General features: G+C 70.9%; 17 protein-coding genes. 14 read left to right on the top strand and 3 right to left on the bottom strand.

The genetic code is table 11. From position 1 onward, the window contains the following. Nucleotides 1-47 precede the first annotated feature (47 nt). Nucleotides 48-665, top strand: a complete 618-nt coding sequence (locus tag ACWDGI_RS05525; RefSeq protein ID WP_450755623.1) for a VOC family protein — start codon at nucleotides 48-50, stop codon at nucleotides 663-665. Nucleotides 666-913: 248 nt separating this feature from the next. After that, the gene (locus ACWDGI_RS05520; RefSeq protein WP_450755621.1) at nucleotides 914-1150 is read left to right on the top strand and encodes a DUF6400 family protein; all 237 of its coding nucleotides are present in this window, start codon (nucleotides 914-916) and stop codon (nucleotides 1148-1150) included. A gap of 102 nt (nucleotides 1151-1252) precedes the next feature. Here the strand turns inward: ACWDGI_RS05520 and ACWDGI_RS05515 are convergent, their stop codons facing one another. Continuing rightward, nucleotides 1253-1606: a DUF805 domain-containing protein gene (locus tag ACWDGI_RS05515; protein WP_450755619.1), complete on the bottom strand. Its 354-nt coding sequence runs from the start codon at nucleotides 1604-1606 to the stop codon at nucleotides 1253-1255. A gap of 180 nt (nucleotides 1607-1786) precedes the next feature. Here ACWDGI_RS05515 and ACWDGI_RS05510 point away from each other — a divergent pair, with 180 nt between their 5' ends. The 6 genes from ACWDGI_RS05510 (at nucleotide 1787) to obgE (ending at nucleotide 10581) form a co-directional block, all read left to right on the top strand. Beyond that, nucleotides 1787-2638 (top strand): hypothetical protein, encoded by an 852-nt coding sequence (locus ACWDGI_RS05510; RefSeq protein ID WP_450755617.1) that lies wholly within the window; start codon nucleotides 1787-1789, stop codon nucleotides 2636-2638. Nucleotides 2639-2746: 108 nt separating this feature from the next. Beyond that, nucleotides 2747-3511, top strand: a complete 765-nt coding sequence (locus ACWDGI_RS05505) for a TIGR03936 family radical SAM-associated protein (protein ID WP_450755615.1) — start codon at nucleotides 2747-2749, stop codon at nucleotides 3509-3511. Between the two features lie 277 nt (nucleotides 3512-3788). Beyond that, on the top strand, nucleotides 3789-7976 hold the full coding sequence (locus tag ACWDGI_RS05500) for an Rne/Rng family ribonuclease (protein WP_450755613.1): 4188 nt from the start codon (nucleotides 3789-3791) through the stop codon (nucleotides 7974-7976). A gap of 438 nt (nucleotides 7977-8414) precedes the next feature. Beyond that, nucleotides 8415-8735, top strand: coding sequence for a 50S ribosomal protein L21 (rplU, locus tag ACWDGI_RS05495; RefSeq protein ID WP_007381993.1), 321 nt, complete (start codon nucleotides 8415-8417; stop codon nucleotides 8733-8735). Nucleotides 8736-8749: 14 nt separating this feature from the next. Then, the gene (gene rpmA / locus ACWDGI_RS05490) at nucleotides 8750-9004 is read left to right on the top strand and encodes a 50S ribosomal protein L27 (RefSeq protein WP_020940020.1); all 255 of its coding nucleotides are present in this window, start codon (nucleotides 8750-8752) and stop codon (nucleotides 9002-9004) included. Nucleotides 9005-9138: 134 nt separating this feature from the next. Then, complete coding sequence (gene obgE / locus ACWDGI_RS05485) at nucleotides 9139-10581, top strand: GTPase ObgE (protein WP_450755611.1); 1443 nt, start codon at nucleotides 9139-9141, stop codon at nucleotides 10579-10581. 73 nt (nucleotides 10582-10654) lie between these two features. Here the strand turns inward: obgE and ACWDGI_RS05480 are convergent, their stop codons facing one another. Next, the gene (locus ACWDGI_RS05480) at nucleotides 10655-11539 is read right to left on the bottom strand and encodes an NAD(P)H-binding protein (protein ID WP_450755609.1); all 885 of its coding nucleotides are present in this window, start codon (nucleotides 11537-11539) and stop codon (nucleotides 10655-10657) included. Between the two features lie 246 nt (nucleotides 11540-11785). On the opposite strand from ACWDGI_RS05480, the gene ACWDGI_RS05475 reads away from it, so the two are divergent. The 6 genes from ACWDGI_RS05475 (at nucleotide 11786) to ACWDGI_RS05450 (ending at nucleotide 21458) form a co-directional block, all read left to right on the top strand. After that, entirely contained in the window at nucleotides 11786-12721 is a 936-nt protein-coding gene (locus ACWDGI_RS05475) for a LysR family transcriptional regulator (RefSeq protein ID WP_450756485.1), read from the top strand. Between the two features lie 174 nt (nucleotides 12722-12895). After that, nucleotides 12896-14446: an alkaline phosphatase D family protein gene (locus ACWDGI_RS05470; RefSeq protein WP_450755607.1), complete on the top strand. Its 1551-nt coding sequence runs from the start codon at nucleotides 12896-12898 to the stop codon at nucleotides 14444-14446. A gap of 141 nt (nucleotides 14447-14587) precedes the next feature. Beyond that, nucleotides 14588-15820: a hypothetical protein gene (locus ACWDGI_RS05465; protein WP_450755605.1), complete on the top strand. Its 1233-nt coding sequence runs from the start codon at nucleotides 14588-14590 to the stop codon at nucleotides 15818-15820. Nucleotides 15821-16144: 324 nt separating this feature from the next. Beyond that, a complete protein-coding gene (locus ACWDGI_RS05460; protein ID WP_450755603.1) occupies nucleotides 16145-17644 on the top strand; it encodes a D-ribitol-5-phosphate cytidylyltransferase in 1500 nt (499 codons plus the stop codon). A 184-nt stretch (nucleotides 17645-17828) separates the two neighbouring features. Then, on the top strand, nucleotides 17829-19913 hold the full coding sequence (locus tag ACWDGI_RS05455; RefSeq protein WP_450756483.1) for a hypothetical protein: 2085 nt from the start codon (nucleotides 17829-17831) through the stop codon (nucleotides 19911-19913). A 384-nt stretch (nucleotides 19914-20297) separates the two neighbouring features. Continuing rightward, a complete protein-coding gene (locus tag ACWDGI_RS05450) occupies nucleotides 20298-21458 on the top strand; it encodes a glycosyltransferase family 2 protein (protein ID WP_450756481.1) in 1161 nt (386 codons plus the stop codon). 39 nt (nucleotides 21459-21497) lie between these two features. Here ACWDGI_RS05450 and ACWDGI_RS05445 read toward each other — a convergent pair whose 3' ends face one another. Then, nucleotides 21498-22901, bottom strand: a complete 1404-nt coding sequence (locus ACWDGI_RS05445) for a polysaccharide pyruvyl transferase family protein (RefSeq protein ID WP_450755601.1) — start codon at nucleotides 22899-22901, stop codon at nucleotides 21498-21500. Between the last annotated feature and the right edge of the window lie 26 nt (nucleotides 22902-22927).

The raw sequence follows: 22927 nt of genomic DNA, 5'->3' as shown, positions 1-22927 counted from the left end.
CGGATCCGGCCGTCGCCGTGTCCCCTCCGAGACGGGAAGTGCAAGCCATGGACATGAAACTAGAGGTCGTCGTGGTGCCGGTGTCCGACGTGGACCGGGCCAAGGACTTCTACACGGCGCTGGGCTGGCGGCTCGACGCGGACGTCGCCACCGACGGGGAGTTCCGGGTGGTGCAGGTGACCCCACCGGGTTCCCCGGCGTCCGTCATCTTCGGCGAGTCGGTCACCGAGCAGACGCCCGGGTCGGCCCGGGGACTGCACCTGGTCGTCGACGACATCGACAGCGCCCACGACGAGCTGGCACGGCACGGCGCCCACCCCAGCGAGGTGTTCCACGACGCCGGCGGTGTCTTCCACCACGCCGACGGCGACGCCCGGCTGCCCGGTCCCGAACCACAGCACGGCAGCTACGGCTCCTTCCTGTCGTTCAGCGACCCGGACGGCAACGGCTGGCTCCTCCAGGAGGTCACCGACCGGCTGCCGGGCCGGCTGGATCCCGCGGCCACCACGTTCGCCTCGGCCGAGGACCTGGCGAGTGCCCTGCGACGGGCCGCGGCCGCACACGGCGAGCACGAGGCGCGCACCGGCGCGGAGGACCCCGGCTGGCCGGACTGGTACGCGCGGTACATGGTGAGCGAGCAGGCCGGGACGGAACCGCCCACGTGAGCCGGGTCACCGGGCGCCAGCCCGCCGGCCGCCCCGTGGTCCACGGTCACGGCGCCCCTCCGGACCTGCCCGCGCCACCGGGCGCGCTTCCGGACACCGCGCGGTCACCCCGCCGGAGTCATACCGCGCCGATGACCTGCGATCACCTGCGATGACCTGCGATCACCTGCGATGACCTGCGATGACCTGCTGTGATGTGTCCCACGGGCTCTTGTCGCGGGGAGGGCCGCCTGCCTAGATTCGTTCATATGTCCAGTTCTGATGCCACTCTTCCCAGCGAGCCGGTCGACTTCGACGTCGATCTCACCGGCCATGAGATGACCCGGCGCGCCCACGTCATGGCGGCCCTCGGCGACGACTGGGACCCCGTCGAGGCGATGCGGGGCGAGGAGGAGGCGTACGACATGCTGTACTCCGGCCTCGACGAGGAACAGCAGCGGCTTTACGACTCGCTCGTCGCCGCCGGGGTACTGCCCCGACGCTGATTCCCGGGGCGAAGGCGATCGGCCCGCTCGTCCCGCCGCGGCCTCCTCGGACAGGCGAAGGCCCGCCGGACGGATCCGGCGGGCCTTCGGTGTGATGACAGGTCAGACGGCGGGCGCGTACTTCGGGTTGTCGCCGTACTGGTTCTGCTCCGGCTTGCCCTCGGAGGCGAGCCAGACCAGCAGGATGATCCAGCCGACCAGCGGGATGATGCCGACCAGCACCGCCCAGCCGGAACGGCCGGTGTCGTGCAGCCGGCGGACCGAGACGCCCAGGCCGGGCAGGAAGACCGCCAGGCTGTAGATCGCGCCGAGGGCCGCGAACCCGATGACCCGCCCGACGACCGCCAGCACGATGCTGATGATCAGGTTGAACAGGAAGAACATCCAGTATTCCTGCCGGCGCGCACGGCCGCTGAACACCGCGTACTTCTTCAGTACGTCCACGTACCAGTTCATTGCTCGTCCCCCAAGGACCCAAGAAAGGCTCTAGATTTGGCTGCGCCCAGCAAATCAAGCCGTCGTGGCCGGTTCCATCCAGATTGGCGTGTGCGGGTCAACCGTTACCGTGTCGCCGCCGTTCGGTGATCAAGGGCGGCCGATCGCATCCGCGCGGCACGCGATAGCGTCTCTTTGGCCATGGACATGGAGAGACAGTCGCAGCGGCAGACGCATTCGCAGACACCGACGCAGCACCCCGAGGGGTGTCTCGTCGTCGCGATCAGGATCCCCGTCCGTGTCTTCGTGTTCCTGGTGGTGCTGCCGATACGGCTGCTCTGGGACGCCTTCGCCGCCGTCGCACGGTTCCTGTGGCGGTACCTCGTCGTCCCCGTCGCGCGATTCCTCTGGCGGTACGTCCTCGCCCCCGTCGGACGCGCCGTCGCCTGGCTCCTCCACGTCCTCCTCGTCGTTCCGCTGATCTGGCTCTACCGCCACCTGCTCACCCCCCTCGGCCACGCCCTCGTGTGGCTCTACGCGCGCGTGCTCACCCCGATCGGCCACGCGGTGATCTGGCTGCTGACGCCCGTCGCCAAGGCCGCCGCCTGGGTGTTCGAGCAGCTCGCCACCGCCCTGTACTGGATCGTGCGGGTGCTCCTCGTGCTGCCCGCCGTCGCCCTGTGGCGCTGGATCCTCACCCCCGTCGGCCATGTCCTCGGCATCGTCCTCAGGGAGATCGGCGAGGCCCTCGGACACGCCTGGCGAGCCGCCGGACACGTCGCGCGGGCCGTCGGACGGATTCTCGGGACCCTCTTCCGGTGGATCTTCCTGGAGCCCGCGCGCCTGCTCTACCGGACCGTCCTCACCCCGGTCGGACACGTCGTGCGCGACCTCGTGCTGCGCCCCGCCGCCCAGGTCGCACGGGCCGTCGGGCGTGCCGTCCGGCAGGCCCGCGCCGACCTGCGCCGCGCCCTGTTCGGCGAACCGGCCCGGCCGGCGGCCGTGGACCGGCGGGAACCTGTCGGCCGCGACACACGTACTCTTGATGGATAGCAGTACACGGCAGCACGGCCCTCGCGGCACGGCTGCTCTCACCAGAACCACGAAGGACTGACGACACTGGGCAAGCGACAGCCCGAAGGCCCGCCGCCCGCACCGGCGGTGCAGCGCATCCGACTGCGCTACACCAAGCGCGGCCGCCTCCGGTTCACCAGCCACCGTGACTTCCAGCGCGCCTTCGAGCGTGCGCTGCGCCGCGCCGAGGTGCCCATGGCGTACTCGGCGGGGTTCACACCGCACCCGAAGGTGTCGTACGCCAATGCCGCACCCACCGGCACCGGCAGCGAGGCCGAGTACCTGGAGATCGCGCTCACCGCGGTCCGCGACCCGGAGCGACTGCGCGTCCTCCTCGACGAGTCCCTGCCCACCGGGCTCGACATCGTCGACGCGGTCGAGGCCCGCACGTCCGGCCTGGCCGACCGCCTCACCGCCTCCGTGTGGGAGCTGCGGCTGGTCGGCGTGGACCCGGCGCAGGCCCAAGCGGCCGTCGCCGCGTTCAACACGGCCGACGCCGTCGAGGTCCAGCGCATGACCAAGAACGGCGTACGGACCTTCGACGCGCGCCCCGCCGTCGTACAACTTGAAACGCACAATGAAACGGCTGATAGGCCGAGCGACCAGCCCTGTGCGATACTGCGGCTGGTTGTTCGGCACGTGACGCCTGCCGTACGACCCGACGACGTCCTGTCCGGTCTCCGCGCCGTGGCCGACCTGGCGCCGCCGGTCCCCGCAGCGGTGACCAGGCTGGCGCAGGGGCTGCTCGATGAAGAGACCGGCACGGTGACCGACCCGCTCGCGCCCGACCGCGAGGCAGTGGAGGCCCTCTCGAAGGCCGAACCCGCTGCCGCCGCGACGGCGCCGGCGTAGGGAAGGTCCCGCGAAGGACGGACGTCGTACGCGCAGCCCTCGTACTCGGGAGCCACCTGGGTCGGGCAGCGCACCGACCAGAAGACTTTCGCCAGGCCGTCCGCGACAAGGCGTACGGAACCGGCGAGACAGGACACAGAGAGCTCCTGTGCGGCGCCCGCGCCCCACACGGCGGCACCGCGCATCGCGCGAGCCGCGGACGTCACCGGCGGTCGCTCGAAGCGAACGCCGCCGGATCAGGCGCGGCGCCCGGGAGCCTGACGGGAGAACCGCCCGCATGCTCGAACCGACCGAGCCCACCGAGGGCTCCGAACTGAACACGCCCAGCGACACCCTGCCGCCGCGCAGGCGTCGCCGTGCGGCTTCCCGCCCCGCGGGACCGCCCGCCGCGGCCGAGGCCGTGGCCGAGATCACCACGCCGGCCATACCGGCCGCCGAGTCGTTCCCCGCCGAGCCCGCAGAGGCCGACGAGGAGACGGCAGAGACCCTGGAGGCGGCCGAGACCGCCGAGGCCGCCGCGGTCACCGAGGAGGCCGTGCCCGCCGCGCGTTCCCGCCGCCGGGCGACCCGCCGGGCGTCGGCGCCCGCCGGTTCCCCGACGGGAGCCGAGGCCGTCGAGACGGCCGAGACCGTGCTTCCCGCGACCGCCACCGAGCCCGCCGAGCCCGCCGAGGCCGCACCCGCGGCCGAGGCCGTCGGGACCGCCGCCCAGAGCGACGAGGAGGCCGCGCCGCGCCGGACGCGCCGGCGTGCCACGCGTCGCGTCTCCGCGCCCACCGAGGCTGCCGAGCAGGAAGCGGCTGTCGAGGCTTCCGCGGTTTCCGAGGCCCCTGAGGCCGCCGAGACTGCTGAGGTCACCGAGGCCGCTCCGGCCGCCGAGGCCACCGAAGCCGCCGAGGATGCCGTGCCCGCTCCGCGTACCCGCCGCCGGGCGACCCGCCGGGCGTCCGCACCCGCCGGCGCCCCGGTGCCGGCCGAGACCGCCGCCGAGACCACACCCACGGCCGCCGTCGCGGACACCGCCGAGGCCGCCGCCGAGACCGGCGAGACCCACGGGGGCGCCTCCGCCCCCGAGGCGGAGCCCACCGCGTCCGCGCCGCGCGCCCGGCGCCGCGCCACCCGCCGGGTCGCCGCGCCCGCCGGTGCGCCCGAGGCCGCCGCCGAGGCCGCCGCCGCGGCGCGGCCGCAGGCCGTCGAGGCCCCGGCCGTCACCTCCACCACCGAGACCCCCGCCGTCGAGGAGCCGGAGACCGAGTCCCCGCGGCGCCGCCGCCGGGTCGTACGGCAGGCCGCCATCGGGTTCTCCGAGCCCGCCGCCGCGGCCACGTCCGCCGAGGACGAGTCGCAGCGCCGCCCCGCCCGGCCCGCCGTGGCCGTGTTCCAGGCGCCCGTGTTCACCGAGCCGAAGTTCCAGACCCCGGAGCGGGCCGCCGCCGAAGCGGCCGCCGTGGCCGCCGGAGCGGAGGAGCCCGCGGAACTCGCCCCGTACCGGCCGGAGCCGGCCGAACAGGTGGAGCAGGCGGAGCAGGCCGAACCGGCCGAGCAGGCCGAGACCGGCTCGCGCCGCCGGCGCCGGCGGCGCGGTGCCGCCGAGGAGACCCCGTCCGCCCGGCCCGCCGCCGAGGACGAGGCCGAGGAGCCGGAGGAGTCCGCCGAGGAGGCCGAGGACGCCGCCGACGGTGACGACGAGACCGAGGAGGCCGGGTCCCGCCGCCGTCGCCGCCGCGGTGGCCGTCGCCGCCGCCGTGGTGACGCCGGTGACGGCGACGCCGACGGCGACGAACTCGCCGCCGAGCAGGCCGAGCAGGACGCCGAGGACACCGCCGAGCAGGAGGAAGAGGACGACGAGGACGCCCACGACGAGGTCGGCGGCTCCTCCTCCAGCAGCCGTCGCCGCCGTCGCCGCAGGCGTCGCGCCGGGGACAGCTCCACCGACAGCGAGCCCGGCGAGAACGACCCGGAGCGCACGGTCGTCAAGGTCCGCGAGCCCCGCAAGCCGTCCGAGCCGTCCGACGAGGTGCAGTCCATCAAGGGCTCCACGCGTCTGGAGGCCAAGAAGCAGCGCCGCCGCGAAGGGCGCGAGCAGGGCCGCCGGCGCGTCCCGATCATCACCGAGGCCGAGTTCCTGGCCCGCCGCGAGGCCGTCGAGCGCGTGATGGTGGTACGCCAGTACGGCGACCGCACCCAGATCGGCGTCCTGGAGGACGGCGTGCTCGTCGAGCACTACGTCAACAAGGAGCAGTCGACCTCGTACGTCGGCAACGTCTACCTGGGCAAGGTCCAGAACGTGCTGCCCTCGATGGAGGCCGCCTTCATCGACATCGGCAAGGGGCGCAACGCCGTCCTGTACGCCGGTGAGGTCAACTTCGAGGCGCTGGGCATGGCCAACGGGCCGCGCCGCATCGAGAGCGCGCTGAAGTCCGGCCAGTCGGTCCTCGTCCAGGTGACGAAGGACCCGATCGGCCACAAGGGCGCCCGTCTGACCAGCCAGGTCTCCCTCCCGGGCCGCTACCTCGTGTACGTCCCCGAGGGCTCGATGACCGGCATCAGCCGCAAGCTGCCCGACACCGAGCGGGCCCGGCTGAAGACCATCCTCAAGAAGATCGTCCCCGAGGACGCGGGCGTCATCGTGCGCACCGCCGCCGAGGGCGCGAGCGAGGACGAGCTGCGCCGCGACGTCGAACGCCTCCAGTCGCAGTGGGAGGAGATCCAGAAGAAGTCGAAGAACGGCGGCAGCTCGAACGCGCCGACGCTGCTGTACGGCGAGCCGGACATGACCGTCCGGGTCGTCCGCGACATCTTCAACGAGGACTTCTCCAAGGTCGTCGTCAGCGGCGACGAGGCCTGGGAGACCGTCCACGGCTACGTCTCGCACGTCGCCCCCGACCTCGCGGGCCGGCTGTCGAAGTGGACCTCCGAGGTCGACGTCTTCGCCACCTACCGGATCGACGAGCAGCTCGCCAAGGCCCTGGACCGCAAGGTCTGGCTGCCCAGCGGCGGTTCGCTGGTGATCGACCGGACCGAGGCGATGGTCGTCATCGACGTCAACACCGGCAAGTTCACCGGCCAGGGCGGCAACCTGGAGGAGACGGTCACCAGGAACAACCTGGAGGCGGCCGAGGAGATCGTCCGCCAGCTGCGGCTGCGCGACCTCGGCGGCATCATCGTCATCGACTTCATCGACATGGTCCTGGAGTCCAACCGGGACCTGGTGCTGCGCCGCCTGCTCGAATGCCTCGGGCGGGACCGCACGAAGCACCAGGTGGCCGAGGTGACCTCGCTGGGGCTCGTCCAGATGACCCGCAAGCGCGTCGGACAGGGCCTGCTGGAGTCCTTCTCCGAGACCTGCGTGCACTGCAACGGCCGTGGCGTCATCGTCCACATGGAGCAGCCCAGCTCCGGCGGCGGTGGCGGCGGCAAGCGCAAGAAGCGCGGCCGTGGCGGCGACGGACACGAGCACGACCACGACCTGCACGACACCCACACGGCCGTGGCCGACGGGGCCGTCGAGCACGCCGAGGCCGTCCAGGCGGTCGAGACGGCGGCGGAGGTCGCGGCCGAGGCCGCCGGCCCCGTCGCGCTGCCCGCCCCCGACTTCGCGCCGGACGAGGAGCTGTACAGCAGCGTCGCCGAGGCGGAGGCTGCGGCCGGCCGTGGCCGTACCCGCCGCCGGGCGGGCCGCCGGGCCTCGGCTCCGGCCGGGGCGCCCAGGGAGCGCGCGGGCCGCAACCGGGGTGCGGAGGCCGAGACGCCGGCCGCCCCGGCCGAGCACGAGGTGCTGCCGGAGCCGGCCGCCGAGGCGCACGCCGAGCCGGTCGCCGTGGAGGACCCGGTCGTCCAGGCCCCCGAGGCACCGGAGGCCCCGGCCGCCGAGGAGACCGCGCCCAAGGGCCGTACCCGTCGCCGGGCCACCCGGAAGGTGTCGGCGCCTGCCGGCTCCCCGGCAGGGGCCGAGACGGCCGCGGTGACCGTCGTCGCCGAGACCGCCGCCCCGGCGGCCGAAGCGGTGGCGGAGCCGGTGGCCGAGCCGGTGGTGGAGACCGCGGTGGAGACGCCGGCGGAGCCCGAGGCGGCCGCGCCCGCCGAGAGCGCCGCCCCGGCCCGTCCGCGCCGCCGCGCGGTGCGCAAGGCCACCGCGCCGACCGCGTCGGAGGAAGCGGCCGTCGTGGTCGTGCCCTCCACGGAGGCCGCCGGGCAGCCGGAGACGTCCGCCGAGGCGCCGGTCGCCGGTGAGACCGTCGAGGAGGGCGTCGAGGAGGCCGCTCCGGCCAAGAAGACGGCCCGCAAGACGGCCGCCAAGAAGACCGCCGCGAAGAAGACGGCGGCCAAGAAGACCGCCGCGAAGAAGACGGCGGCGAAGAAGACGACGACGGCCAAGAAGGCGGCCAAGACCGCCAAGACGGCCGCCGCCAAGTCGACGGCGAAGAAGACCACCACGGTCACCACCGCCTCCGACGAGGGCTGACACCCGGACGCGGGGCCGGTCCGTGCGACCGGCCCCGTACTTCGTGGGGCGGGTCCGTGTGACCGGTCCCGCACTTCGTGGGGCCGGTCCGTGCGACCGGTCCCGCACTTCGTGTGACCGGTCCGTGTGACCGGTCCCGCACTTCGTGGGACCGGTCCGTGCGACCGGTCCCGCACTTCGTGTGACCGGTCCGTGTGACCGGTCCCGCTCCGTGTGGGGGCTGCTTCGAGTGATCGGGCCCACACCTCCCGGGGCCCGGTTTGACCCCCTCGGCCACCGCCCCGTAACCTTGACCGTCGGCGTGTCCATGGATATGAGGACGTGCCACATCCCCGTAAACCTCTTCCTCCGGAGCACACGGTGTTCCGGAGAGGCCATCCGCGTGCCGGACGGCTGGACTGCGGGGGTGCCGTTCCCGAGCGAGAGAGTGAGATCCGCGTGTACGCCATCGTGCGCAGCGGTGGTCGCCAGCACAAGGTTGCTGTCGGCGACATCGTTGAGGTTGACAAGATTTCCACCGCCAAGGTTGGCGACACGGTCGAGCTCTCGACCCTGCTCGTTGTCGACGGCGACGCTGTGACCAGCGACCCGTGGGTCCTGGCCGGCATCAAGGTCCAGGCCGAGGTCGTGGACCACCACAAGGGCGTCAAGATCGACATCCTTCGCTACAAGAACAAGACCGGCTACCGCCGTCGTCAGGGCCACCGCCAGCAGTACACGGCGATCAAGGTCACTGAGATCCCCGCGGCTGCGAAGTAAGGGACTGAGGAGAGATGGCACACAAGAAGGGCGCATCGTCCACCCGTAACGGTCGTGACTCCAACGCTCAGCGCCTCGGCGTGAAGCGCTTCGGCGGTCAGGTCGTCAACGCGGGCGAGATCCTGGTCCGTCAGCGCGGCACCCACTTCCACCCCGGCGCCGGCGTCGGCCGTGGCGGCGACGACACGCTGTTCGCGCTGCAGCCCGGTGCGGTGGAGTTCGGTACCCACCGTGGCCGCAAGGTCGTGAACATCGTTCCGGTCGCCTGAGTCCTGGTCTTCTGACTGGACGGCTCAGACCGAACGTTTCGCGAGGCGGACCTCACTTCCCGATCGGGAAGGCGGGTCCGCCTTTCGCGTGTTGACATAGGTATCACCCCGTAAGTAACTGGAGGCACCCCACCATGACCACCTTCGTGGACCGCGTCGAGCTGCACGTCGCCGCGGGTAACGGAGGCCACGGCTGTGCCTCCGTACACCGGGAGAAGTTCAAGCCGCTCGGCGGCCCCGACGGCGGCAACGGCGGCCGCGGCGGCGACGTCATCCTGACTGTCGACCAGTCCGTGACGACCCTCCTCGACTACCACCACTCCCCGCACCGCAAGGCCACCAACGGCAAGCCCGGGGAGGGCGGCAACCGGGCCGGCAAGGACGGCCAGGACCTGGTCCTGCCGGTACCCGACGGCACCGTGGTGCTGGACGGGGCGGGCAACGTCCTCGCCGACCTCGTCGGCCACGGCACCTCGTACATCGCCGCGCAGGGCGGCCGCGGCGGCCTCGGCAACGCGGCTCTCGCCAGCGCCCGCCGCAAGGCCCCCGGCTTCGCCCTGCTCGGCGTGCCCGGCGACTTCCAGGACATCGTCCTGGAGCTGAAGACCGTCGCCGACGTGGCCCTGGTCGGCTACCCCAGCGCCGGCAAGTCCTCGCTGATCTCGGTGCTGTCCGCCGCCAAGCCGAAGATCGCCGACTACCCGTTCACCACCCTGGTCCCCAACCTCGGTGTGGTGACCGCCGGTTCGACCGTCTACACCATCGCCGACGTCCCCGGGCTCATCCCCGGCGCCAGCCAGGGCAGGGGCCTCGGCCTGGAGTTCCTGCGCCACGTCGAGCGGTGCAGCGTCCTCGTCCACGTCCTGGACACCGCCACCCTGGAGTCCGAACGCGACCCCGTCTCCGACCTCGACGTCATCGAGGAGGAGCTCAAGCAGTACGGCGGCCTCGACAACCGGCCCCGGATCGTCGTCCTCAACAAGACCGACGTCCCCGACGGCAAGGACCTCGCCGAGATGGTCCGCCCCGACCTGGAGGCCCGCGGCTACCGCGTCTTCGAGGTGTCCGCGGTCGCCCACCTGGGCCTGCGCGAGCTGACGTTCGCGCTCGGCGAGCTGGTCGGCCAGGCCCGCGCGGCCAAGCCCAAGGAGGAGGCGACCCGGATCGTCATCCGGCCCAAGGCCGTCGACGACGCCGGGTTCACCGTCACCCAGGAGGAGGACGGCCTGTTCCGGGTGCGCGGCGAGAAGCCCGAACGCTGGGTCCGGCAGACCGACTTCAACAACGACGAGGCCGTCGGCTACCTCGCCGACCGCCTCAACCGCCTCGGTGTGGAGCAGGAGCTGATGAAGGCGGGTGCCCGCAGCGGCGACGGCGTCGCCATCGGCCCCGAGGAGAACGCCGTCGTCTTCGACTGGGAGCCGACCATGATGTCCGGCGCCGAGATGCTGGGCCGCCGCGGCGAGGACCACCGCTTCGAGGAACCGCGCCCCGCCGCGCAGCGCCGCCGCGACCGCCAGGCGGAGCGCGACGAGTCGCTGCGCGAGTACGGCGACTTCGACCCGTTCGAGGAGTGACGGAGGCGGGGCGGCGCCCGGCGCGGCCGCCTCGGCGCCGCTTCGGTTCGGGGGCACGGGTGGCTGTGGGTGTTCAGCCCGTCATGGCGGGCTTGAGCACCTCCTCGCACCACTGCCGGAACGTCGTCGGTGTCGTCGACCCGGCGGTGCGCGGCTCGGCGTTGTCCAGCCCCCTGTTCTTCGCCTCGAACATGTCGACCAGCCCCTGTGCCATCCCCTCGGTCATCCCGAAGCCGGTCATCCGCTCCTTGAACGCGGCGCCGCTGATCTGCCGGTAGCCGACCTCGGTGCCGAGCACCTCGGAGACGATCCGGGCCATGTCGTTCGGCGACAGATCCTCGGGACCGAGGCAGGCGACCTCGCCGGACCTCGTCCAGGTGCCGTCGAGCAGCAGGCTCACGGCGGTCGCGGCGATGTCCCGGGCGGCTACCGCCGGAGCCTTCAGATCCGGGTCGGCCATCATGAAGAACAGGCCCTGTTCCCTGATCGACCGGACGTGGTTGAGCAGGTTGTGCATGAACGACGGGCAGGCCACCGCCCGGAAGCCCACGCCGGACGCGGCGATCAGGTCGCACATCGCCCGGGACGAGGTCACCGCGCCGGCGTGGTCCGCGAGCGGCGTGCCCCGGCCGAGCGCCGTGACGGCCACGACCCGCCGGACACCGTGCCGGGCGAACGCCCGCGCCGCGGGACGGGTGAAGTCGACATAGGCGGCCTCGGTGCCCGGCGCGTCCCCGTCGTCCGGCGCCAGCCAGAAGACGGCCTCGGCGTCCGCGCAGGCCCGGTCGACCACGGCCTCGTCACCGTGCGAGCCCTCGATGATCTCTGCCCGCTCCCGGACCCCGGGGGCGAGTCGCGAGGCGTCCCGGGTGACCAGGCGCGGTTTCTCCCCGCGGTCAAGGAGGTCGTCGACGACCAGACGGCCGATGGTGCTGGTGGGTGCGGTGATGACGTACACGTGCGTGCCTTTCTGTGGGGCCGGTCCGGCTGGGGGCGGTCTCGCCTGTGGGGCCGGTCCGGCCGGGGGCGGTCTCGCCTGGCGGGCCGGTCCGGCCCGGGTCGGTCTCGCCGGCGGCCCAGTCCGGCCCGGGTCGGTCTCGCCGGCGACAACCACTCTCCGCGGCACACCGCCCCACAGCCATGCAAAGATGAGCAGCGAATCCTTGCCGCAGACGCAAAGACGCAGCTCAGGACGGTGACTTTGATCGATCTCAACCTGCTGCGCGTCCTGGACGCCCTCCTCCAGGAGAACAGCGTGACCCGGGCCGCCGAGCGGCTCGGCACCTCACCCGCCGCCGTCAGCCGTACCCTCGCCCGGCTGCGCCGAGCCGTCGGCGACCCGCTGCTGGTGCGCGCCGGGCAGGGCCTGGTCCCCACCCCACGCGCCCTCGAACTCCGCGACCAGGTGGCCGAGCTGGTGCGCGGCTGCGACGACGTCCTGCGGCCGGGCGCAGGATTCGACCCCGTCCACCTCCAGCGCGCCTTCACCGTGCAGAGCACCGAACTGCTCCTGGTGGGCCTCGCCGGCACCCTCACCGACCACGTCCACGCACAGGCCCCGCACGTGGACGTCGTCTTCGTGCCGGAGGCACTGGAGGGCGGCCCCGCGCTCCGGCAGGGCCTGGTCGACGTCGAACTGGGCGTCCTCGGCCACCTGGACCCCGAGATCCGCACCCGCCGGCTCACCCGCAAGACCCTGGTCGGCGTCGCCCGCGCCGGACACCCGCTCCTCCAGGGGCGGATCACCGCCCGACGGTTCGCCGCCGCCGGTCACATCGGCATCTCCCGGCACGGCAGACGCCTCGGCCCCATCGACCGCGCCCTCGACGGACTCGGCCTCCAGCGCCGTATCGCCGTCGTCGTACCCAGCCACACCAGCGCGATGATGCTCGCCCGCACCACCGACCTCGTCGCACTCACCGTCGCCGACTGGCTCGACGACACCGTCGAGGCGCTGGGCCTGCGTACCTTCCCGATCCCCGTCGACCTGGCGCCTCTCGACTTCGGCATGGCCTGGCACCCGCGCAACTCGGCCGACCCGGGCCACCGCTGGTTCCGCGAACGGCTGGCGGCGGCGGTCACGGCTCCGGCGGGCACCGCTCCCACGGAGGCCGGCCCGTCCCAGGCCCGAGAGGGCTGATCCGCCGTCAAGTGCGGGACTCCAGTGGTCTGATCCTCTGCCGGTGAAGGTCGTCCGTTGTCTCCCTAGTTGTCATGCACGCGAATGCTCTCGTTCAGCGCACGGACCGTCCGGCCATGGGAGCTTCCGAAGGTCAGACCGTTCAAGAGGCCACAGTGGCAAGGGAGTCCGCGCATGACCGGAGCACCATCGCCCGACCGACGCCGCTTTCTGACCGCCGGTGCCGCCGTCCTCACAGCCGCCGCATCCGCCCAGCTCTGGCTGCCCGCCTCCGCACAGGCGGCCGAAACCCCGCTGCCCGACGGCGTGTTCAGCCTCGGCGTCGCCTCCGGCGACCCGCTCCCCGACGGCATCGTGCTCTGGACCCGGCTGGCCCCCGACCCCCTCGACGGCGGCGGCATGCCCGACACCGTCGTCCCCGTCGCCTGGGAGATCGCCGAGGACGAACGGTTCCGCAAGGCCGTCCGCCGGGGCACCGCCCACGCCCGGCCCGAGTACGGGCACAGCGTTCACGTGGATGTACGAGGACTGCGCCCCGACCGCTCCTACTGGTACCGCTTCCGCGCCGGCGGCCGGATCTCCCCGACCGGCCGCACCCGCACCGCACCCCACCCGCACGCCGGGGGCGGCTCCCTGCGCGTGGCCCTTGCCTCCTGCCAGAACTGGCAGCACGGCTACTTCACCCCGTACGCCGACATGCTCGCCCAGGACCCCGACATCGTCCTTTTCGTCGGCGACTACATCTACGAGTCCACGCCGTCCTCGGCCGGCCCGCGCCGCCACGAGGGCACCGGGGAGCCGTACACCCTGACGCAGTACCGCAACCGCTACGCCCAGTACCGCAGCGACCCCGACCTCGCCGCCATGCACGCGAACGCGCCCTGGGTGGTCACCTTCGACGACCACGAGGTCGACAACGACTGGGCCGGCCAGGTCCCGCAGGACCCCGACAAACAGTCCCACGACGCGTTCGTCACCCGGCTGACCGCCGCCTTCCAGGCCTACTACGAGCACATGCCGGTCCGGGCGAGTGCGATCCCGGACGGGCCGCACATCCAGATGTACCGCCGCCTGGAGTTCGGCCGGCTGGCCCGGCTCAACGTCCTCGACACCCGGCAGTTCCGCAGCGACCAGGTCACCGGCCAGACGGCCGCCGAGGACCCCTCCCTCACCATGCTCGGCGCCGGGCAGAAACAGTGGCTCCTCGACGGACTGCACCACTCACCGGCCCGCTGGAACCTGATCGCCTCGCAGATCATGATGGCCGAGACCGACATCCTGCCCGGCGACGGAAAACTCTGGTACTACGACGCCTGGGACGGCTACCAGGTCGAGCGCAACGCCCTGCTGGACGAGTTCGCCTCGATCCGCAACCCCGTCGTGCTCAGCGGCGACCGGCACCTCACGATGATCAGCGACTTGAAGCAGGACTTCGCCGACCCGTCGTCGGACGTGGTCGGCGCCGAGTTCGTCGGCACCTCCATCTCCAGCAACGGCGACCAGGACCAGGCCGCCTTCCACGCCCAGTTCGACCCGCTGAAGCCCGACAACCCGCACTGGAAGGTCATCGACGCCCACCGCGGCTACCACCTCTTCGACATCCGCCGCGACGGCATCGACGCGCGCGTGCGGGTCGTGGACACCGTCGTCAAGCCGCAGGCCACCGCGAGCACCTTCGCGACCCTGCGCGTCGAGGCGGACGAACCGGGCGTACAGGTCGTCTGACGAGCGGACCGGGTGCGCCGAAAGCGTGCGTTGAAAGCGGTGCGCCGAAAGCCAAGTCTGTGTAACGGGAGCCTGGGACTCATCTGTGTCCCAGGCGCCTCTCAGGTGAACCTCAGGTAAACGTCTTACCTTCCGTTAACCATGGAGACGGACTGTACGAGAAGCGAAGCCCCGGTGGACGGCGCCCCCATGAGCCCCATGAGCCCCACCGGTCCCCTCGCCGCCCTGCCCACCGGCACCCGCCTGCTGCACATCGGCCCCCACAAGACCGGTACCACGGCCATCCAGGGCGCCCTCTTCGCCGCGAAGGACAAGCTGCCAGGACACGGGGTGGAGTTCCCGGCGACCAGCCGGCACCCCATGGAGGCCGCCCTCGCCGCCTGCGCCCGGCCCGCGATGATCGGCGACACCGCGCCCACCGAGAAGCACTGGACCCGGCTGCTCGAGCAGGTCGAGGCCACGGGTTCCCGGACCTCGGTGATCAGCAGCGAGTTCTTCGCCGACGCCCCCGACGACGAAAGTGTCGCCCGCATCGTCGAGCAGCTCGGCGGCGACCGCGTCCACGTCCTCGTCACCCTGCGCCCGATCGCCAGGATCATGCCCTCGCAGTGGCAGCAGTACGTGCAGAACGGGCTGCGCATGGGGTACGAGGAGTGGCTGGATCATATGCTGCGCAAGGCCCCGTACGAGAAGCCCAACCCAAGCTTCTGGCACCGTCACCGGCACGACCGGCTCGTCGAACGCTGGATCCGTGCGGTCGGCGCCGACCGGATCACCGTCGTCGTGGTCGACGACCGGGACCGCGACGGCCTGATGCGCACCTTCGAAGCGCTGCTCGGACTGCCCGAAAACCTCCTCAAGTCCGTACCGGACACGGCGAACCGTTCCCTCACCCTCGCCGAGACCGAAATGCTGCGAAAGCTCAACGTGGAATTCCGCGGAAATGGACTGCCGGACGAGCTCTATTCGAAACTTGTCCGTAACGGCGCCGTCATGCATATGAAGAACACGTGCAGTCCCACCGCCGCCGACGTGAAGATCTCCACCCCCGACTGGGCCGTCCGGGCCGCCGGCCGCATCGGCGCCGAGATGGTGGAACGCATCGTCACCACGGGCGTCCGCGTCGTCGGCGACCCCTCCCTGCTCTCTGCCGTACCCGAGCAGCGTGAACCGGCCACCGGGCCGGCCGCCGCCGAGGCCCGCATCGCACCGGAGGTCGCCGCCCAGGCCCTGTACGGCGCACTCGCCGCGGCGGCCGCGGCACCGGTACGTCACACCGCCGAGGCGAAGGCCCGCACGGTGCACCAGACGACATCGAAGGAGCTCGTACGGGTACTGGGTCACCGATGTCTGAAGAAGCTGCGACGGCGCTGAGCCGGTTCTGCACCGGGACGGCTTGGCCGCGTCATACCGTCCCCGCAGGTCACGTCTTAGCTGCGCTAAGCCGTCCACGAGGTACGTCTTAGCTCTGCTGAGACGTACCATGCATCACGCACAGCAATCGGAATGCCCTGTGTAGTTACTCACAGCAAATTCACGGAACTTTCTCACCCACTCGACGGGCGGCGCCCATCACCAGCGTCGCAAGGTGAATGAAAGGTTGCGGGCACATATGCAGTGGAGGGCGCTCACCTTGCATACCGGTTACCCGAAGTGGGACCATTTCCAGGTTCCCTGATGCCCCAAGGTAGGTCACCTGTGTCCCAGCACATAGCCAAGCCCCGAACCACCGCAGTGATCCTGGCCGGTGGCACCGGCCAGCGGGTGGGTCTGTCGATCCCCAAGCAGTTGCTGAAGATCGCCGGCAAGGCAGTCATCGAGCACACCCTGACCACCTTCGAGAAGGCCGACTCGATCGACGACATCATCGTGCTGATGGCGCCGGGCTATGTCGCGGACATCGAGAAGATCGTCGCCAAGGCCGGGTTCACAAAGGTCAAGAAGATCATCGAGGGCGGCAACACCCGGAACGAGACCACCGAGCGCGCCATCGAGGCGCTCGGCGAGGGCCTGGCCGAGGGAGAGGACCTCAACGTCCTCTTCCACGACGCCGTACGCCCCCTGCTGTCGCGGCGCGTCATCGACGACTGCGTGGCCGCCCTGGAGCGCTACCAGGCCGTCGACGTCGCCATCCCGTCCGCCGACACCATCATCGTCACGCGGACGCACGGTGACGACGGCGAGTTCATCACCGAGATCCCGGACCGCTCCCGGCTGCGCCGCGGCCAGACCCCGCAGGCCTTCAAGCTGTCCACGATCAAGCGGGCCTACGAGGTCGCCGCCGGCGACCCCAACTTCCAGGCCACCGACGACTGCTCCGTCGTGCTCAAGTACCTGCCGGACGTGCCGATCCACGTCGTCGCGGGCGACGAGTACAACATGAAGGTCACCCAGCCCGTCGACGTCTTCATCGCCGACAAGCTCTTCCAACTGGCCTCCGCCGCCGCCCCCGAGCAGAACGGCGAGGACGCCTACCGCGCGCTGCTCACCGGCAAGACCGCGGTGATCTTCGGCGGTTCGTACGGCATCGGCAAGGACATCGCCGAACTCGCCGAGTCCTACGGCGCGAACGTCTACGCCCTGGGCCGCTCCACCACCGGCACCCACGTGGAGAACCCGGAAGAGGTCGACGACGCGCTCTCCAAGGCGTACGCGGAGACCGGCCGGATCGACTACGTCGTCAACACGGCGGGCGTGCTGCGCATCGGCAAGCTCGCCGAGACCGACAACGCCACCATCGAGGAGGCGCTGAAGGTCAACTACCTGGCCCCGGTGCAGATCGCCCGCTCCAGCTACAAGTACCTCGCCGAGACCAAGGGCCAGCTGCTGCTCTACACCTCCAGCAGCTACACCCGCGGCCGCGCCGAGTACAGCCTCTACTCCTCGACCAAGGCCGCCATGGTGAACCTCACCCAGGCCCTGTCCGACGAGTGGGCCGGCGACGCCATCCGCGTCAACTGCATCAACCCCGAGCGCACCGCCACCCCGATGCGCACCAAGGCGTTCGGCCAGGAGCCGTCGGGCTCGCTGCTCTCCTCCGAGGCCGTCGCCCGCACCTCCCTCGACGTGCTGCTGTCCGAACTCACCGGCCATGTCATCGACGTCCGCCAGCAGGACCCGACGGCCGCCGCCGGCCTGGCCTCCGGCTTCGAACAGGCGCTGGCCAGTGTCCTGGACCGACAGGACGGCGTGGCATAATCGGCCTCCATTAGTCATCTTTAATTCAGGCCTCTGTGGCTGCGCGTTCGCGGAGCAATCACAGGGGCCTGAACCGTAAAAATCCCACGCCCGACAACCTGCCAGATCGTCCGCAAGGTCAAATTCCGGCCTTTTTGTCAGCAAAAGGTTCTCCGTGATATCCACCGCTATTCGCGTCGCCCGGGTGGGCAGCGCGGCCGAGCTGGCCGCGGCGGCACTGATGATGCTCGGCTTCCCGGTGCTCATGATCGCCGCGCTCGTCCCGAGCGTTTACGCCTTCGCGGCCGCGGCCGCCGTCACGTATCTGGCGGACCACTACCTGCACCGCAAGGGCAGCTATCTCATCAACCGCCTGAGCAAGGTCCGGGCCGGTCTGTCGATCCGCTTCCTGATCCGGCAGCTGCTGCTGATCCTGCTGCTGGCCCGGATGGACCTCTCGAACAATCTGGTCTTCTACGGCGCGATCGCCTGCTTCATCGCCTTCTACGGCCTGCAGGCCCCGCACGGCGCGCTGGTCACCCTGATCCGCAACCGCCGACGGATGCCGGTCGCCACCCGCAACGTCGACCTGAAGTCCCGCATCCGCATCCCGGACGCCCCGCCGCGCGGCCTGCTCGACCGCTCCGCCGAGAAGATGCTCCACCTCGACCTCGCGGCCGTCGTGGGCCTGCTGGTCTCGGCGATGACGGACAACCCCGTCGCCGGCTTCGTCGGCATCGGGGTCACCCTCGCCCTGGGCTGCGTCTACGTGCTGGTGCTGCTGCCGTACGTACGCGGCCGCAAGACCCCGCCGGACGCGGACACCGTGCTGGCCGCCGTCGACGACTGGATGGGCCAGTACAAGCCCGAGACGGTGCTGTACTTCTCCGGCTCCAAGGACTCCGCCTACCAGGTCAACATGTGGCTGGAGACCATGGAACAGCTGGACTCGCGCCCGCTGGTCCTGCTGCGCGAGCGGGTCATCCTGCAGAACCTCGCCCCGACCACGGCCCCCGTCATCTGCGTGCCCGGCGGTGTGCACCTGATGAACCTGGACCTCTCCACGGTCCGTGTCGCCCTCTACGCGGCCAACGTCGGCAAGAACATCCACCTGCTGCGCGTCCCCACCATGAAGCACGTCTTCATCGGCCACGGCGACAGCGACAAGCTGGCCAGTGTCAACCCGTTCAGCAAGGTCTACGACGAGGTGTGGACCGCCGGCCGCGCGGGCCGCGACCGCTACGCCATCGCCGACGTCGGCGTCCGCGACGACGACATCGTCGAGGTCGGCCGCCCGCAGCTGGCCCCCATCCAGAGCGGGCCGGGCGCCCCCGCCGAGGGGCGCTGCCCCACCGTCCTGTACGCGCCCACCTGGGAGGGCTGGGACGGCAACCCCGGCAACACCTCCCTCGTGCTCGCCGGCGAGAACATCGTGAAGAAGCTGGTCAAGGCCGACCCGCCGGTCCGCGTCCTGTACAAGCCGCACCCCTTCACCGGCACCGTCAGCGCCCAGGCCGGCGCCGCCCACCGACGCGTCACCGCGCTCCTCGAGAAGGCCGCCGTCCAGCGCGCCGCCGACCCCCGCTTCACCGCCGACACGGCCGCCCTGGCGGCGGCACAGGCCGAGCTGGTCCGTATCGAGGCCCGCCTGGCCGAGCTGACCGGCACCGGCGGCGAGAAGCGTGACGAGGCCGAGGCCAGCCGGGACGACATCGTCGACCTGCAGAAGCACGAGGAGATCGCCCGGCTGCGCGCCGAGTGGAACGACGCCCACTGGCGTTCCTTCCCCGACCACGAGCACCGGGTCGTCACCGGCGCCGAACCGCGCCTTTACGACTGCTTCAACGTCTCCGACGCGATGGTCTCCGACATCTCCAGCGTCGTCTCCGACTTCATCGCGAGCGGAAAGCCGTACGCCGTCACGGACTCCGCCGAAGTCGGCGCGGAGGAGTTCAAGCGGGCGAACACCGCGGTGCGTGCCGCCGTGATCCTGTCCAACAGCGCCAAGGAACTGGGCGCCCTGCTGGACGCCGTACGCGATCCGTCGGCCGATCCGCTGGCCCTGGACCGGGACGAGCTCAAGCGCTATCTGCTCGGACCGGACGAACCGACCTCCATCGAGCAGTTCAACGCCGCGGTCGCCGCGCTCGCCCGCAAGGCCGAGACCCGCAACCTGGGCCAGGAGGCCCGGATCGCGGCCGGTGACCCCGAGGCGGCCGAACTCGCCGAGGTGCTGCCCGGCGACCCGCTGAAGGCCGCCGGCGAGGCCGAGGGCACCCCCACCGGCTGACCGCCCGCACCACAACGTCGAAGGGGCTCGGTACCAGGGAGAAATCCCTGGTACCGAGCCCCTTCGACGTTTCTCCGGGCACGACCTCTTACCGCTGCTTGGTCATTCGCGCCATTTCTCTTACCAACGCTTCGCGGTCTTCGGTGAGCAGCTCTTACCGTGCGTCCGTACTCTCCGACGTAACCCGCTGTACACCACTCGGCTGGCTGCTCGTCATGTGACGTGCGCCACTGAAGGTGCGTCCCAAGGTAACCGGTTGCGCCGGCCGGTCATCTAACACGTTGCGATCAAGGTGACGCAGGGGGAACGCACCATTGACTAGGGGGAAACGTGACCGTCGTTGCGCAGCCTGATGTGACCGTGATCATCGGGGCGTACGAAGCGATGCCGTATCTCGTCGAATGCCTGGCCTCCGTGGAGAGCCAGACCCTCGACCCGGCACGCATGGAGGTCATCGCTGTCGACGACGGGTCGACGGACGGCACGGGGGAGTACCTGGAGGAGTTCGCGGCCCGCGCCGCCATGCCGGTCACCGTGATCCGGCAGGAGAACTCCGGCGGCCCCAGCGGTCCCCGCAACGTCGGCCTCGGCAAGGCCGCCGGCCGGTACGTGTTCTTCCTGGACGCCGATGACCGGCTCGGCCCCGAGGCCCTCGCGCGCATGGTCGCCATGGCCGACAAGAACAACACGGACGTCGTCCTCGGCAAGGTCGAGGGGATCAACCGCAAACCCCCGCAGTCCATGTGGGGCAAGACGCTCGACCGTACCGACGTCTTCTCGTCCAACATCAAGTTCACGCTCAGCGCGCAGAAACTGTTCCGCCGCGCCCTTCTCGAACAGCACGGGATGCGTTTCGACGAGTCCCTGTGGACCGGCGAGGACGCGCTGTTCACCATGGAGGCCTACCTGCGCGCCGACGGCGTCTCCGTGGTCGCCGACTACCCCTGCTACTACCTGGTCGGCCGCGAGGACGGCAAACACGTCACCAAGAGCGGCAGCTACACCCTCCGCTTCGACTCCGCACGCGCCCTGATGAACCTGATCGCCGACATGGTCCCGGCCGGACCGCGCCGAGACACGCTCATGGTCCGGCCGTTCCTGGTCACCCTGCTCCCGCAGTTCGGTCCCCGGTTCCTCAAGGACAGCGACGAAGTCCGCCGCAAAAAGCTGGAACTGGCCAAGCCGCTGATGGACACCCACTGGAATCCGGAGATCGCCCGCCGCCTGCGGGTCCACGAGCGGCTGCGCCTCCACCTGGTCGCCGTACAGCGCCCCGACCTCCTCCTGGACGTCATCGAGTTCGTCCGGGCCAAGAAGCAGCCCGGCGCCCTCCTGGAGAAGCGCGGCACCCACGTCTACTTCGCCTACCCGCACTTCCGCGCGAGATCGGCAGGCATTCCCGACTGGATCTACCTCGCCGAACCCCGGGAGGCCCGTGAAATCGGGGGCTACCGCGAGGACGCGGCCAACACCTTCCTGCGGCGCGCCCTGCGCAGGCTCCGCAGGTCGCTGCCGACACGGGAGGTCAAAGCGGCGGCGGCCTGACCGGTCACCCGGTCAGACCGCCGCCGGCCGTCCCACTTCCTACTGGCCCGTCCCCAGCGCCCGCCGGATCGGCCTGCCGACGGCCCGCCTGGCCCGCCGGTAGACCGACGCCGGCGGCGGCGGAGCGGCGACCGTCTTGGCCGCCCGGGCGCCCGCACGCGCCAGGTCCTTCTGCAGCCTGACATTGTCCAGCGTCAGTTCGTCTATACGGCTGTGCAGCCAGCCGAACCGCGAGGTGAGCGAGGCGACGTCCGCCTCGTTCCAGGGGCGGATGCCCGCCGGGAACGTCAGCTCCCGCATCCGCTCCTCGAAGGCCGCACCGCCGTCGCCGTGCGTGAAGGTGTTCTGCAGTCCGTTGCGGTCGAGGAACCCGGTGAACCGCTCGAAGCGCTCCCGGTGGCCGCCGACCAGACCGCCGAAGTCGGCCTCCGCGTACAGCTTCGCCGGGTCCGCCGAATCGAGGTCCTTGACCGCCTGGTCCAGCCGCAGGTGCGGAATCTCGAAGTAACGGCACAGCTCCAGCGTCCGCGAGTCACCGCACAGCACGGTCGCCGGCGTGCCGGCCAGCAGCGCCGCGATGTTGCCGTGGATGCGCGAACCGAAGGAGAAGTCGAAAGAACGCAGGTCGTCGATCCAGGTGACCGGGTCGACGTAGACCCGCACCTTGTCCTCGTGGAACATCGGGTGGTCCGGATGGGTCGGCATCGCGGTCACCGCGGCGTTCGGGTCCGACAGGTCCCGCCAGTGCAACTGCCGTGCGTCGCTGAGGTTCTGGCCGACGAACCGCAGATACGGGTAGCGCTCGTGAGTGCGCGTGATGATCCGGTCCAGGCCCTGCGCACGTACCGCGCTGTGCGAGCCGTTGATCGCGATCCGCGACTCCGGCGTCAACTCCAGCGCCTTCTTGTGCACCTGGAGCCGGTCTCCGTACAGGAACAGCGAAGGGCAGCCGATGATCTCGACGTCGTTGAAGCCCATGCTTTTCAGGTACTGCTCGGTGAACTCGCCGCGCACGCCGATCGACGCGCTGCGCTCCAGCACCGCCGCGCAGAACTCCCGCACGGTCGGCTCGATGCGCTTGAGCCGGTCCGGGTTGTAGCCGACTCCGGCCTGCGCGCCGACGCCGAGCACGACCACCGGGATCCTCAGCTTCGAGATCAGCCGGGTCATCCGCTTCAACGCGCTCTCGAAGGACGGGCGGAAGGCGTTGGCGAGCGGGATGACGAAGGCGTCGTACTCGTCGTTGATGCGCGCGGCGGCGGAGGCGTCGGAAGGCATGCCGTTCGAGACGACCTCGGTGTCCGGGGTCTCGAGAATCTTGTGCGCGGCATCGCTGAAGATCAGGTTGCCCGCGTTGGTGGCTATGACGTCCCGGTGCAGGGCTTCCTCGACGGTGACGACGTCGTAGGGACTCTTGCCCGATCTGAGGAGGATGCGCTTCACACTGCGAACTTTAGATGACACAAACT

The sequence above is a fragment of the Streptomyces sp. NPDC001220 genome (assembly GCF_053597895.1).
The sequence above is the reverse complement of the archived record's forward strand: the minus strand, read 5'-3'. Positions and strand labels throughout refer to the sequence as shown.

Bases quoted from the DNA above. Each gene is read 5' to 3' on its own strand.
- ACWDGI_RS05525 (WP_450755623.1), top strand. From the start codon at position 48: ATGGACATGAAACTAGAGGTCGTCGTGGTGCCGGTGTCCGACGTGGAC.
- ACWDGI_RS05520 (WP_450755621.1), top strand. From the start codon at position 914: ATGTCCAGTTCTGATGCCACTCTTCCCAGCGAGCCGGTCGACTTCGAC.
- ACWDGI_RS05515 (WP_450755619.1), bottom strand. From the start codon at position 1,606: ATGAACTGGTACGTGGACGTACTGAAGAAGTACGCGGTGTTCAGCGGC.
- ACWDGI_RS05510 (WP_450755617.1), top strand. From the start codon at position 1,787: ATGGACATGGAGAGACAGTCGCAGCGGCAGACGCATTCGCAGACACCG.
- ACWDGI_RS05500 (WP_450755613.1), top strand. From the start codon at position 3,789: ATGCTCGAACCGACCGAGCCCACCGAGGGCTCCGAACTGAACACGCCC.
- rpmA (WP_020940020.1), top strand. From the start codon at position 8,750: ATGGCACACAAGAAGGGCGCATCGTCCACCCGTAACGGTCGTGACTCC.
- obgE (WP_450755611.1), top strand. From the start codon at position 9,139: ATGACCACCTTCGTGGACCGCGTCGAGCTGCACGTCGCCGCGGGTAAC.
- ACWDGI_RS05470 (WP_450755607.1), top strand. From the start codon at position 12,896: ATGACCGGAGCACCATCGCCCGACCGACGCCGCTTTCTGACCGCCGGT.
- ACWDGI_RS05465 (WP_450755605.1), top strand. From the start codon at position 14,588: ATGGAGACGGACTGTACGAGAAGCGAAGCCCCGGTGGACGGCGCCCCC.
- ACWDGI_RS05450 (WP_450756481.1), top strand. From the start codon at position 20,298: ATGCCGTATCTCGTCGAATGCCTGGCCTCCGTGGAGAGCCAGACCCTC.